This window comes from Streptomyces sp. NPDC012794, assembly GCF_042901085.1.
Classification (GTDB): Bacteria; Actinomycetota; Actinomycetes; order Streptomycetales; family Streptomycetaceae; genus Streptomyces.
Genome location: NZ_JBIBCI010000004.1, coordinates 155,113 through 168,097, shown reverse-complemented (window position 1 = coordinate 168,097; position 12,985 = coordinate 155,113). Strand labels below are relative to the sequence as shown.

The window sequence follows — 12,985 nt, the reverse complement described above, 5'->3', positions numbered from 1 at the left end:
CCCTCATTGGGGCGCGAAGCCGGTTCTACTCGCCGTACGGGGATCCGTGCGGGCTTTCTTCCGGCGGCTCCGGGGTGATCCTTCACATCGCGCTCGCCCCCGGGCTCTCACCGTCCCCGGGTCGCTCCTGGCTGCGTCCGACGCTACTCGTCCCCATCCATGCCTTTCGCTGCGCCCAGTGTACGGGCCGGGGCGCCGGTGGGCGGACCGGTTTTGCGGCGGCCGGCGGCGTGGCGCTGGCCGGGCGCGGTGCCCCGGATGGCCCGACGGGCCGGTTCGGGATCCACTGGGGTGGGTGGGGCGGATTACGGGGCTCCGCGCTGGGCACAACGGATGCAGGTTGACCTCGATGGACGCGTGCCCCGTTGCCGTGGGGTCGGAGGCGATTTATCGTTCCGGCACGATCTGCGAACAAGATCACAGTATGTGAAAAGGGGCCGCGGCCATGGTGGCGAAGAAGACGGGGACGCAGGAGGTGGCCGAGGCCGCGGTCAAGAAGACCCCGGCGAGGAAGGCCACCGCCTCGAGGGCTCCGGCCGAAGAGGCGGCGGGCGGAAAGGCGTCGGCAGCGCGGGCTCCGGCCGGCAAGGCCTCCGCCAGGAAGACCGTGGCCGAGAAGGCTCCGGCCAAGGAGGCCGCGGCCAAGAAGACCGCGGCCAAGGAGGCTCCGGCGAAGAAGGCTGCGGCCAAGAAGACCGCGGCCACGGAGGCTCCGGCGAAGAAGGCTGCGGCCAAAAAGGTCCCGGCCAAGGAGGCTGCGGCCAAGAAGGCCCCGGCCAAGAAGGCCGTCGCCAAGAAGACCGGGGCCGCGGAGGCTCCGGTCGGCAAGGCCACCGCCGAGAAGGCGGCGGCCGGGCGTACCACGAGCAAGGACACGGCCAAGGCGGACGTGTCCGAGGGGGCGGCCCCGGCCGCGCGGAAGACGGGAGCTCGGAAAGTGGTTGCCAAGAAGACTGTGGGTACGGCCAGGAAGACGGCCGGGACCGCCACCAGCGGGCTGCCCAAGGTGAAGGCCACCGCGGCCCCGGCGCGCGGCGGTCTCGCCGTGCGCGCGGGGGAGGACCCATGGACCCCCGAGGAGGTCGCCGAGGCACGGGCGGAGCTGGAGAGCGAGGTGGTGCGGCTGCGCGCCGAGCTGGACGCCTCCGAGGTCGCCATCTCGGGCCTGATGCGGGACTCCGGCGACGGCGCGGGCGACGACCAGGCCGACACCGGCACCAAGAACATCACCCGGGAGTCCGAGCTGGCCCTCGCCGCGAACGCCACCTCGATGCTGGAGCAGACCGAGCGGGCGCTGGAACGGCTGGAGGCGGGCACGTACGGGCTCTGCGAGAACTGCGGGCAGCCCATCGGGAAGGCCAGGATGCAGGCCTTCCCGAGGGCCACGCTGTGCGTGGACTGCAAGCAGAAGCAGGAGCGGAGGCACTAGCCAGGACCTACGGGCACTGACGTACTCTCGTGTCTCGTCGGGATGAAGGTTCCCGAACCCGGTTCGAGCTAGTTCGAGGGACTCACGTGGCAGAGGCGGAGCGCATCATCGGTATGCCGGAAGTCGGGGACGACGCCGAACCGCAGTCGGAGCCCGCCGCGCCCCGGGGGCGCAGGCGGATCACGGCACTGCTGGTCGTCGCGGTGCTCGCGTACCTGCTCGACCTCGGCAGCAAGATGCTGGTCGTGGCCAAACTGGAACACCAGCCGCCGATCGAGATCATCGGCGACGTGCTGCAGTTCTCCGCCATCCGCAACGCCGGCGCCGCCTTCGGCATCGGCGAGGCCTTCACGATCATCTTCACCGCCATCGCGGCGACCGTGATCGTGGTGATCGTCCGGCTGGCCCGCAAGCTGTACAGCCTGCCGTGGGCCATCGCGCTGGGCCTGCTGCTGGGCGGCGCGCTGGGCAACCTCACCGACCGGATCTTCCGTTCGCCGGGCGTGTTCCGGGGCGCGGTCGTCGACTTCATCGCACCGGCCAACTTCGCCGTCTTCAACCTCGCGGACTCGGCGATCGTGTGCGGCGGGATCCTGATCGTCCTGCTCTCCTTCAAGGGCCTGGACCCGGACGGTACGGTCCACAAGGACTGACCGGGGAGCTCGCGCGGGCATGCTCCTGTGCCGAGTCCTGCATACTCGACAGGTGAGTACGATTCCCGAGATCCGCACCCTGCCCGTTCCCGATGGCCTTGAAGGCGAGCGCGTCGACGCCGCCATCGCCCGTATGTTCGGTTTTTCCCGGACGAAGGCGGCCGAGCTGGCGGCGGAGGGGAAGGTCTCGGTCGACGGCAGTGTCGTCGGCAAGTCCGAACGCGTCCACGGCGGCGCCTGGCTCGAGGTCGAGATGCCCGCCCCGCCGCGGCCCGTCGAGCTCGTGGCCGAGCCCGTCCCCGGCATGGAGATCATCCATGACGACGACGACGTCGTGGTCATCATGAAGCCCGTCGGCGTCGCCGCCCACCCCAGCCCCGGCTGGACCGGCACCACCGTCATCGGCGGCCTCGCCGCCGCCGGCTACCGGATCTCCACCTCCGGCGCCTCCGAGCGCCAGGGCATCGTGCACCGCCTCGACGTCGGCACCTCCGGCCTGATGGCCGTGGCCAAGTCCGAGCGCGCCTACACCTCGCTGAAGAACCAGTTCCGCGAGCGGGTCGTGGACAAGCGCTACCACGCGCTGGTGCAGGGACACCCGGACCCGATGAGCGGCACGATCGACGCGCCGATCGGCCGCCACCCGAGCGCCGACTACAAGTGGGCGGTGACCCAGGACGGCAAGGACTCCGTCACCCACTACGACCTGATCGAGGCGTTCCGCGCGGCGTCGCTGCTGGACATCAAGCTGGAGACGGGGCGCACGCACCAGATCCGCGTGCACATGTCCGCGCACCGCCACCCCTGCGTCGGCGACCTGACCTACGGGGCCGACCCCACCGTCGCGAAGCGGCTGGGCCTGACCCGGCAGTGGCTGCACGCGGTGCGGCTCGGCTTCGAGCACCCCGCCGACGGGCAGTGGGTGGAGTTCGAGAGCGGCTACCCGGCGGACCTGCAGCACGCGCTGGATGTGATCCGGGCCGAGAGCCAGTGACCCCCGCCCCGCCCGTCACGGTGAGGGTGGCCTCCTCCGAGGCCGACCTCGCCGCCTGCCGCGCCGTGCGGACCGAGGTGTTCGTGGTGGAGCAGTCCGTGCCGGAGTCGGTCGAGTACGACGCCTACGACGCGATCGCGCTGCACGTGCTGGCCTTCGGCCCGGACGGGGAACCCGTCGGCACCGGCCGGCTGCTGCACGGCCCCGGGGCCCTGGGCAAGACCGGGTCCCCGGAGGTCGGTTCCCTCGGGCGGCTGGCCGTACGCGCGTCCGCGCGCGGGCTGGGCGCCGGGGTGGCACTGGTCCGCGCGATCGAGGCGGAGGCCGTCCGGCTGGGGCTGGCGGCCGTGGACCTCGGCGCGCAGACGCACGCGCTGGGCTTCTACGAGCGGCTGGGGTACGAGGCGTACGGCCCGGAGTTCGAGGACGCGGGCATCCCGCACCGGGCGATGCGCCGGACCCTGCCCTAGGGGCGCCGGCCCGGGCGTGGTCCCGGGCGCGGTCCGCGGGCGTGCCCTGGGGGGCGCGGCCCAAATCCCCGGGTGCGGCCCCGCTTCTGACAGGGTGGGGGAGTGGATCAGCTCGCTCTGCTCTTCGTCCTGCTGCTGGGCGCCGTGGTCACCGTACCGCTGGGGGACCGGCTGGGGTTGCCCGCGCCCGTGCTGATGACCCTCGGCGGGGTCGTGCTGGCGCTGGTGCCGGCCGTGCCCAATGTGGACATCCCACCCGAGTACATCCTGCCGCTGGTGCTGCCGCCGCTGCTGTACGCCTCCGCGCAGCGCACCTCCTGGCGGCAGTTCGCCGCGAACCTCCGGCCCATCCTGCTGCTGGCCGTGGCCCTGGTGTTCGTGACCACCGCCGCCGTGGCCGGTATCGCGCACGCCGTCGTGCCCGGCCTGCCGCTGGCGGCCGCCGTCGCCCTCGGCGCGCTCGTCGCCCCGCCCGATCCCGTAGCCGCCACCGCCGTGGCCGGGGCGCTCGGGCTGCCACGCCGGATGGTGTCCATCCTGGAGGGCGAGGGCCTGTTCAACGACGTCACCGCCATCGTGCTCTACCACGTCGCCGTCGCCGCCGTCGTCAGCGGCAGCTTCTCCTGGCCCGAGGCGCTCGGGGAGTTCGTACTGTCCGCCGTGGTGGCGCTGGCCGTCGGGCTGGCGCTCGGGTGGGCCGCGAACCGGCTGATGGGCCGGCTCGGGGACGCCACCCTCCAGATCGGGCTGACGCTGCTGCTGCCGTTCGTCGCGTACGTGGTCGCGGAGGAGTTCCAGGGCTCGGGGGTGCTGGCCGTGCTGACGACGGCCCTGTTCCTCGCCGAGTACGCGGGCGACGCCGACGACGTGCTGGGCCGCCTCGCCGGGCACACCTTCTGGGAGATCGTCGACACACTGGTCACCGGGGTGGCGTTCGGACTGATCGGGCTGGAGCTGCACCACGTCTTCGGGGTGGCCCGGGGCCGCGAGTGGGACATGGCCGGCTGGGCGGCGGTGGTGGTCGCGGTGGTGGTCGGCGTACGGCTGGTCTGGCTGCTGCCGGCGGGCTGGCTGGCGAAGCGGCTGCACCGGCGCCGCGACTACGACGAGGACGTCCCGCTGAGCTGGCGGGAGAGCGTCGTGATGTGGTGGGCGGGCATGCGCGGGGTGGCCTCGGTGGCCCTGGCCCTGGCGCTTCCCCTGCGCACGGAGGGCGGCGAGCCCTTCCCGGCGCGCGACGAGATCGTCTTCATCGCCTTCGCGGTGATCATGACCACGCTCGTGTTCCAGGGGCTGACCCTGCCGTGGCTGGTGCGGCGGCTCGGGGTGGAAGCGGACACGGGCGAGGACCGGGAGACCGAGCGGCGGCTGGCGCTACGGGCGGCGAAGGCCGCGAAACGGCGGCTCAAGGAGATCGAGGAGTCCGAGGACCTCCCCGAGGACCTGGTCGAGGTGCTGTACCGGCGCGCGTACGACGTCGGGGCCCGGATCAGCCCCGACCTGGTCGACGAGGAGCGGCGCGAGGCCTACGCGAAGCGGGTGGAGCGGATCCGCGACGTCCAGCGCATCCAGCGGGAGATGATGTCCGCCGCCCGGCACGAGGTGCTGGCGGCGCGCAGCGAACCGGGCTCCGACCCGGAGATCGTCGACCGGGTGCTGCGCCACCTGGACGTGCGGAGCTTGCGCGGCGCGTAGGCCGCCGGACGGGGCTAGGTCCGGTTCGCTCAGTCCGGTCGCCGGGCCGCCTCCGAGGTGGTGACGCGGGGGAGGGCGTACGGATGGCGGGCGGCCAGCCAGGCGATCATCCGCTCGCGGACCGCGCAGCGCACGGTCCACACGTCGTCGGCGTCCTTCGCGGTGACCACCGCGCGGACCACGATGGTGTGCGGGGTGGTGTCGGTGACGGCCAGGCTGCCGGTGCGGCCGTCCCATTCGGGAATGTCCTGGAGGAGCTCGGCGAGCCGGTCCCGCATGAGGGCGACCGGGGCCGAGTGGTCCAGGTGCCAGGAGACGGTGCCGGTCATCTGGGCGCCGCCGCGCGACCAGTTCTCGTACGGCTTGCTGGTGAAGTACGAGACCGGCATCGTGATCCGGCGCTCGTCCCAGGTGCGGACCACCAGGAAGGTCAGGGTGATCTCCTCGACCTTCCCCCATTCCTTGTCCACGACCACGGTGTCCCCGATGCGCACGGTGTCCCCGAACGCGATCTGCAGCCCGGCGAAGAGGTTGCCGAGGGAGGCCTGCGCGGCGATGCCCGCGACGATGCCGAGCACCCCGGCGGAGGCCAGCACCGACGCGCCGACCGTGCGCATCGGCGGGAAGGTCAGCAGCATCGCGGCGACGGCGACCACGACGGCGACGGCCGTGAGCACCCGCTGGATCAGGGTGACCTGGGTGCGGACCCGGCGCACCCGGGCGTCGTCGGGGGAGGCGGCGGCGTAGCGGGCGTAGGCCGCCTCGACGACCGCGGCCGCGATGCCGACGAGCAGCCAGGCGGTGGAGGCGATCTGGGCCAGGGTGAGGAAGTGGCCCACCCCGGCCGCGTGGGCGGGGAGGATGTCCGCCGGCCGGTACGCGGCCTGGAGCGCCGCGGTGCCGAGGACGAGCCGGAAGGGCAGGCGGCACCGGCGCAGCAGCCCCCACAGCGGGGTCTCGGGGTGCCGGGCGTCGGCCTTGCGCAGCAGCAGGTCGAGCAGCCAGCCCGCGATCAGGGTGAGGACCAGGGCGGCGCAGACGACCAGGGCGGGACGCAGGACGTTCTCCATCTCCATGGGGGAGAACGTATCCACGGGGCGCCCCCGGACTCCTGCTTTCCGTACGAATGGCACGATGGAGGGCATGAACATCATGCTCTTCCATTCGACGTACGGGCTGCGGCCCGCGGTGCACGCCGCGGCCGACCGGCTGCGCGCGGCCGGGCACCGGGTGCAGGTGCCGGACCTCTTCGAGGGCCGTACGTTCGCCACGTTCGAGGAGGGTGTGGCCCACCAGGAGGAGGTGGGCCGCGACGAGCTGCTCAAGCGGGCGGTGCTGGCGTCGGCGCCCCACTCCGACCAGGGCCTGGTGTACGCCGGCTTCTCCTTCGGCGGTTCCGTCGCGCAGCACCTGGCGCTGGCCGACGACAAGGCCCGCGGCCTGCTGCTCCTGCACGGTACGGCGGACCTGGAGGAGGACGCCTCGGCGGACGAGCTGCCGGTGCAGCTGCACATCGCGGACCCGGACCCGTACGAGACGCACGACTGGCTGACGGCCTGGTACCTGCGGATGCGGCGGGCCGGGGCGGACGTGGAGGTCCACAGCTATCCGGGGGCGGGGCACCTGTTCACCGACCCGGAGCTGGAGGACTACGACGCGCAGGCCGCGGAGGAGACCTGGAAGGCCGCGCTGGCCTTCCTGGACACGCTGTAGGACCACAGGGCACTGCCCCCCGGCGCCGGGCGCCGGGGGGCAGTGACGTGAGTGCGGGGAGCCGCTGGATCAGACGGTGCGGTAGGCGGTCCACATGCTCTTCATGCGCGAGACCTGGCCCGCGGTGAACTGGTACATGCACGAGTCGTACGTGTAGTCCATGAAGTTGTGGATCGGGTCGACGCCCGACTTGGTGGCGCAGGAGTCGCGGCCGGTCGGGCACTCGTAGGCCGGGCTCTTCTCGGCCGGGGTGTCCGAGACGGAGTCGCCGCTGCCCGAGCAGCCGCCCTGGAAGGTGTGGTACAGGCCCATCCAGTGGCCGACCTCGTGGGTGGCGGTGTCGCCCTCGTTGTAGTTGGCGGCGGCGCCGCCGGGCAGCGAGGTGTTGAGGAGGACCACGCCGTCCATCTTGGGCTGGGAGGCGTAGGAGCTCGGGAAGGTCGCCCAGCCGAGCAGGCCGCCGCCGAGGTTGGCGGTGTAGATGTTGAGCGCGTTCTTGTCGCCCTTGCGCAGGGCGTTCTTCATGTCCTTCTCGGCCTGGCTGCCGCTGGACACGTTGTACCAGGAGGCGTTGTCGGTGTAGTCGGTTCCGGCCAGGGTGAACTGGAAGCCGGCGTCGACGTTGCCCGTGCCCTGGCCGCTGTAGGCGGCGTTGAGGACGGCGAGCTGGTTGCCGATGTCCGTGGCGGTCAGCTTGCCGGCGGTGCCGGAGTGGATGACGTGGACGTACACCGGGATGTTCGTGGCGGCGGTGGCGAGCGAGGCTCCGGCGCCGGAGCCGTAGACCTGCTGCGGGGACAGCCGGACCTCGCCGAGCTTCTTCTTCAGGTCGGCGTCCATGGCCTTGACCTGGGCCTCGGTGACCTCGTTGGGCTCGGCCGCGTGGTCGTCCTTGGGCTTGGCGACACGGGCGTTGGCCGGGGCGGAGCCGTCCTCGGCGCAGATCTCGTCCGCGTGGGGGGCGGCCGCGGCGACCGTGGCGGGCGCGGTCAGGGGGGCGAACGCCAGGGTGGAGGCCAGGACGGCCGTACCCATGAGGCGGCGGCGGAGAAGGGGGGATATGCGGGCGACGGCGCGCACGTTGACTCCTCGGCAAGCGTGGTGGGGGGTGAGGGATTTCCTCACGCTGGCCGGAAGTTTATGTGTGCATGTCATCAAGATGGCAAGTACTCGTAGGTTAAAGATTTGTTGCCGATGTGATGGGTGGGGCTCCTGGTCTGCACCAGGAGCCCCGATTCGCAGCAAATTTGACGGAGGGTCAGCGAACCGGCTGGTCGGCCCGTTCCACCTTCTGGCTGCCGTTCAGCGTGCGGTACGACCGGGCCCAGGAGGAGCTCGCGTCCTGCCGCCGCTTGTCCGAGACCACGTAGTAGTCCATCTGTGAGCGCTCGGCCGTCACGTCCAGCACGCCGTAGCCGTGCGAGTCCATGTCCAGCCACTTGACGTGCCAGTTCGCCGCCTTGATGGCGCCCTCCGCCACGAGCGAGAGGGTGTGCGGCGCGACGTGCAGCATGTCGTCGATGTTGTCGGAGGTCACCGAGGTCACCACGAACTCGGTGGCCGCGGTGCCCGAGCCCGGGTACGTCGCCATGTTCACCGGGACGTCGTTCGCCCACGCCATGTGGATGTCGCCGGTCAGGAACACCGTGTTCTTGATGTTCCGGTCCTTCAAGTGGCCCAGGAGCTCCCTGCGGTCGTCCGTGTAGCCGTCCCACTGGTCCGTGTTGACCGCTATCCCGCCCTCGGGCAGGCCCAGCAGGTGCGCCAGCGGCTTCAACAGGTGCGCGGGCAGCGAGGCGAAGGCCACCGGCGAGATCATCACCGAGGTGCCGACCAGCTTCCAGGTCGCGTTCGAGGACGCCAGCCCCGACTTGAGCCAGTCCAGCTGGGCGCGCCCGGTGAGCGTGCGCTCGGGGTCGTCCACCGAGCCGTTGCCGGTCTTGACCTGCTCCGAGCGGAAGGAGCGCAGGTCCAGCAGGTGCAGGTCGGCGAGGGTGCCGAACCGCAGCCGCCGGTAGACGGTACCCGCCGTGGAGGGGCGTACGGGCATCCACTCGAAGTACGCCTGCTTGGCGGCGGCCGCGCGGGCCGCCCAGTCGCCCTCGGTCTCCGGCGTGTGGTTCCCGGCGCCGCCGGACCAGGTGTTGTCGGCGAACTCGTGGTCGTCCCAGATGGCGACGACCGGGTGGGCCGCGTGCAGGGCCTGGAGGTCGCCGTCCGTCTTGTACTTGCCGTGCCGGGTGCGGTAGTCGGCGAGCGAGACGATCTCGTTCTTCGGCTCGTGCTGGCGCACGACGTACTTCGCCTCGGGGTAACCGCCGGTCTGGTACTCGTAGATGTAGTCGCCCAGGTGCAGCACCGCGTGCAGGTCGGTGCGGGCGGCCAGGTGCCGGTAGGCGGAGAAGTAGCCGGACTCCCAGTTGGCGCAGGAGACCACGCCGAACCGGATGCCGGGCGTGGTGGCGTCGGCCGCCGGGGCGGTCAGGGTGCGGCCGACGGGGGAGACGGTGGAGCCGGCGGTGAACCGGTACCAGTACGGGGTCTGCGGCCGCAGGCCGCGCACGTCCGCCTTGACCGTGTGGTCGGAGGCGGCGGTGGCGGTGACGGAACCGCTCGCGACGACCCGGGAGAAGGCCTTGTCCTCGGCCACCTCCCAGCCCACCGCGGTGGCCGGGCCCAGGCCGGAGCCGGGCACCGCTTCGGGAGTCGGGGTGATGCGGGTCCAGAGCAGGATCCCGTCGGGCAGCGGGTCGCCGGAGGCGACGCCGTGGAGGAAGGCGGGCGCGGGCCCCGCCGCGTGGGCCGCCTGGGCGCCGAGGGTGCTGATCGGCGCGAGCGCGGCCGTGGCCGCGGCGGCCAGGACGACCGTACGGCGGCGCGGGTGTGAAGGGGTGAGATGACTGGTCACGGCCGATCATATTACTGATCAGTACGTGGCGGAGAACACCCGCCGAACGGCAACGGGCGGGCGAACTCCGAGAGTTCGCCCGCCCGTTGGGGTGGGTTTGGCGGTATGACCGGATCTGTCAGGACATCAGCCGTCGCTCCGTCAGCCCGCGAGGGCCTTGTCGATCGCCGCGGTGAAGGCCTCCGGCGTCGCCGGCGTCTCGATCTTCTTGCCGTCCATCTTCAGCGTCGGGGTCCCCTTCACACCGGACTCGTTGAACGCCTTCGACATGTCCATGGCCCACCGGTCGTACGTACCGTCCTGGACCGCCTTCTTGAACTCGGCGTTGTCCTTGAGCGCCGGGACGGTGTCCGCGACCTTCAGCAGGTAGTCGTCCTTGCCGAAGCTGTCGACGGTCTCCTCGGGGTGCAGCTCCTTCGAGTAGAGCGCGCCCTTGAAGTCGAGGAAGGCCTGCGGGCTCACGTTCAGCGCCGCGCCCAGCGCGCTCAGGGCGTTCTTCGAGCCCTCGCCCTTGACGCCGTTGTCGATGAAGGTCGCGCCGATGTACCGGAGCTTGTACTTGCCCGCCTCGACGTCCTTCTTGACCTGCTCGCCGACCGACTGCTCGAAGGTGGCGCAGGCCGGGCAGCGCGAGTCCTCGTACAGCTCCAGGGTCTTCTTCGCCTCGGGCTTGCCGATGACCACGGTCAGGCCGTCCTCGCCCGTGGCGTTCTTCGGCTTGACCAGCTGGGCCTCGGCGGCCTTGTCCCAGTAGCCGGGCTCGTTGGCCCGCACGACCGCGTAGCCGACGCCGCCGGCCAGTGCCAGGACGCCGACGGCCGCGCCGGCCACGACCAGCTGGCGCCGGGCCCTGTCCTTCTTCGCCTGCTGCTCGCGCTCGACGCGCAGCCGCTCGCGGGCGGCGGCCTTGTTCTTCTGGCTGTTGCGTGAACTCATGATGATCTCCGTGGAGGGGTGAGGGGGACTGCCGTACGCGCTCAGGCGCCCGAGGGCGCCACGCGTACGGGAGGACCCCGCAGGCCCACGGAATGCGCCGGGAAGCGGGTACGGGCCACCGCGCCGCGGAACACCGTCCGCAGCGCCCGCCCGGCCCGCCCGGGGACCGCCCCGGCCGAGGCCGCCGCCAGCAGCAGAGGCCGGAACGCGAAGGCGGCGACCGCCCGCAGCAGCCGCACCAGGGCCCGCTCGCCGTGCCGCAGCCACGCGGCGGCGACCAGCCCGACGGTGACGTGCGCGCCGAGCAGCAGCCAGGGCGTCCACGGCCCGGGCGAGGCCAGCAGCGCCGCCGGATCCCCGGCGGGCCCGGCCACCTCGGTCAGCGGGCCGCCCACGGGGGTCCCGCCGCACAGCGCGTCCAGGCCCATCGCGCGCAGCGGCCCGGACACCGGTCCGCCGGCCGGGCCGTAGCAGGCGTGCTGCCAGGCGGTGAGGACGGTGTCGGCCGCCAGCTCCAGCGGCACCAGCAGCCCGGCGATCGGGCCGAAGCCCCGCTCCCGGCCGGCGAGCGCGAAGGCGATCGCGAAGACCCCGGCGAAGGCGCCGGCGACCAGCGCGGGCGGCAGCGGGACCCGGGACAGGAGCACGTGGGAGCCGGCCGAGAGCAGCACGACGAGCGCGCTGAACAGCGCGGCCCGCAGCCCCCGGATCCTCACCCCAGATATGTCCATCGTCGCGAGTGTGCCATGGCTTCCTGTGGAAGAGGGCCCCTGGCCCTGTGAATCAAGGCCCGGAACCCCCTGCGCCCCATGGCTTACGACATGATCCGGCCGTTGCGGAAGAGGTCCACGAAGATCTGGTGGTCGGCGCGGGCCCGGGCGCCGTACGCGTGGGCGAAGTCGACCAGCAGCTCGGGGAAGCCCTCCTCGTCGGCGGCGATGACCGCGTCGATGGCCCGCTCGGTGGAGAAGGGCACCAGGGACTGCCCGCTCTCGGCCTCGTCGGCCGAGGCGTGCATGGTGGCCGTCGCCCGGCCCAGGTCCGCGACCACCGCCGCGATCTCCTCCGGGTCGTCCAGGTCCGACCAGTCCAGGTCCACCGCGTACGGGGAGACCTCCGCCACCAGCTGCCCGGAGCCGTCCAGCTCGGTCCAGCCCAGCCACGGGTCGGCGTGTGCCTGGAGGGCGCGCTGGGAGATCACCGTGCGGTGGCCCTCGTGCTGGAAGTACTCCCGGACCGCCCGGTCGGTGACGTGCCGGGACACGGCCGGGGTCTGCGCCTGCTTGAGGTAGATCACGACGTCGTTCTCCAGGGCGTCGCTGTGCCCCTCCAGCAGGATGTTGTACGAGGGCAGGCCCGCCGAGCCGATGCCCACGCCCCGCCGGCCCACCACGTCCTTGACCCGGTAGGAGTCCGGCCGCACCAGGGACTCCTCCGGGAGGGTCTCCAGGTACCCGTCGAAGGCGGCCAGCACCTTGTACCGGGTGGCCGCGTCCAGCTCGATCGCCCCGCCGCCCGAGCTGAAGCGGCGCTCGTGGTCACGGATCTCGGTCATGGAGTCCAGCAGGGAGAAGCGGGTGCGGGCGCGGGCCGCGCGCAGCGCCCCCAGCAGGGCGCCGTCGGCGGTGTCCAGGGTGAAGGGGGGCACCACGTCCTCGTAGCGGGCCTCGCGGCCGGCCGCGAGCTGGTGGATCCGCTCCCGGTAGGCGGCCGCGTACGTCCGCACGAGGGCGCTGATCTGCTCGTCGCTGAGCGCCTTGGTGTAGCCGATCAGGGCGACGGAGGCGGCGAAGCGCTTGAGGTCCCAGGTGAAGGGGCCCACGTATGCCTCGTCGAAGTCGTTCACGTTGAACACCAGCCGGCCGTTGGAGTCCATGTACGTGCCGAAGTTCTCGGCGTGCAGGTCGCCGTGGATCCAGACCCGGCCGGTGCGCTCGTCCAGGTAGGGCCCGCCGTGGCGCTCGCGCTCCAGGTCGGCGTAGAAGAGGCAGGCCGTGCCCCGGTAGAACGCGAAGGCGGAGGCGGCCATCTTCCGGAACTTGACCTGGAAGGCGGCGGGGTCGACGGCGAGCAGCCGGCCGAATGCGGTGTCGAACACATCGAGTATCTGCTCGGCGCGCTGTTCGTCGGTGGTCTCGGTGACCGCCATGGCGGATGCCTCCTGGTGCAAGGGGTGGTACGGCTTCT

The 12,985-nt window shown here is 72.0% G+C and carries 12 protein-coding genes; 6 read left to right on the top strand and 6 right to left on the bottom strand.

From position 1 onward, the window contains the following. Positions 1-445 precede the first annotated feature (445 nt). The 5 genes from ACFY7H_RS09400 (at position 446) to ACFY7H_RS09380 (ending at position 5,241) form a co-directional block, all read left to right on the top strand. Entirely contained in the window at positions 446-1,429 is a 984-nt protein-coding gene (locus ACFY7H_RS09400) for a TraR/DksA family transcriptional regulator (protein ID WP_388935427.1), read from the top strand. Between the two features lie 86 nt (positions 1,430-1,515). After that, the gene (lspA, locus tag ACFY7H_RS09395; protein WP_388935424.1) at positions 1,516-2,082 is read left to right on the top strand and encodes a signal peptidase II; all 567 of its coding nucleotides are present in this window, start codon (positions 1,516-1,518) and stop codon (positions 2,080-2,082) included. Positions 2,083-2,134: 52 nt separating this feature from the next. Continuing rightward, a complete protein-coding gene (locus ACFY7H_RS09390) occupies positions 2,135-3,076 on the top strand; it encodes an RluA family pseudouridine synthase (protein ID WP_388935421.1) in 942 nt (313 codons plus the stop codon). Then, the gene (locus ACFY7H_RS09385) at positions 3,073-3,546 is read left to right on the top strand and encodes a GNAT family N-acetyltransferase (protein WP_388935419.1); all 474 of its coding nucleotides are present in this window, start codon (positions 3,073-3,075) and stop codon (positions 3,544-3,546) included. The genes ACFY7H_RS09390 and ACFY7H_RS09385 overlap by 4 nt, the downstream gene beginning before the upstream one ends. A gap of 102 nt (positions 3,547-3,648) precedes the next feature. Then, positions 3,649-5,241, top strand: a complete 1,593-nt coding sequence (locus ACFY7H_RS09380) for a Na+/H+ antiporter (protein ID WP_388935416.1) — start codon at positions 3,649-3,651, stop codon at positions 5,239-5,241. Positions 5,242-5,270: 29 nt separating this feature from the next. Here ACFY7H_RS09380 and ACFY7H_RS09375 read toward each other — a convergent pair whose 3' ends face one another. Continuing rightward, on the bottom strand, positions 5,271-6,311 hold the full coding sequence (locus ACFY7H_RS09375) for a mechanosensitive ion channel family protein (RefSeq protein ID WP_388936194.1): 1,041 nt from the start codon (positions 6,309-6,311) through the stop codon (positions 5,271-5,273). Between the two features lie 73 nt (positions 6,312-6,384). Here ACFY7H_RS09375 and ACFY7H_RS09370 point away from each other — a divergent pair, with 73 nt between their 5' ends. After that, positions 6,385-6,954 carry a dienelactone hydrolase family protein gene (locus tag ACFY7H_RS09370; RefSeq protein WP_388935414.1) on the top strand — a complete coding sequence of 190 codons (570 nt, stop codon included), beginning with the start codon at positions 6,385-6,387 and terminating at the stop codon, positions 6,952-6,954. A gap of 69 nt (positions 6,955-7,023) precedes the next feature. On the opposite strand, the gene ACFY7H_RS09365 is transcribed toward ACFY7H_RS09370, so the two are convergent. The 5 genes from ACFY7H_RS09365 to ACFY7H_RS09345 form a co-directional block, all read right to left on the bottom strand. Next, on the bottom strand, positions 7,024-7,989 hold the full coding sequence (locus tag ACFY7H_RS09365; RefSeq protein WP_388936191.1) for a zinc metalloprotease: 966 nt from the start codon (positions 7,987-7,989) through the stop codon (positions 7,024-7,026). Positions 7,990-8,212: 223 nt separating this feature from the next. Beyond that, positions 8,213-9,862 carry an alkaline phosphatase D family protein gene (locus ACFY7H_RS09360; protein ID WP_388935412.1) on the bottom strand — a complete coding sequence of 550 codons (1,650 nt, stop codon included), beginning with the start codon at positions 9,860-9,862 and terminating at the stop codon, positions 8,213-8,215. A gap of 141 nt (positions 9,863-10,003) precedes the next feature. Next, positions 10,004-10,798 (bottom strand): DsbA family protein, encoded by a 795-nt coding sequence (locus ACFY7H_RS09355; RefSeq protein ID WP_388935410.1) that lies wholly within the window; start codon positions 10,796-10,798, stop codon positions 10,004-10,006. Between the two features lie 41 nt (positions 10,799-10,839). Further along, positions 10,840-11,529: a hypothetical protein gene (locus tag ACFY7H_RS09350; protein ID WP_388935408.1), complete on the bottom strand. Its 690-nt coding sequence runs from the start codon at positions 11,527-11,529 to the stop codon at positions 10,840-10,842. Positions 11,530-11,612: 83 nt separating this feature from the next. Then, on the bottom strand, positions 11,613-12,947 hold the full coding sequence (locus tag ACFY7H_RS09345; RefSeq protein WP_388935405.1) for a DUF2252 domain-containing protein: 1,335 nt from the start codon (positions 12,945-12,947) through the stop codon (positions 11,613-11,615). Between the last annotated feature and the right edge of the window lie 38 nt (positions 12,948-12,985).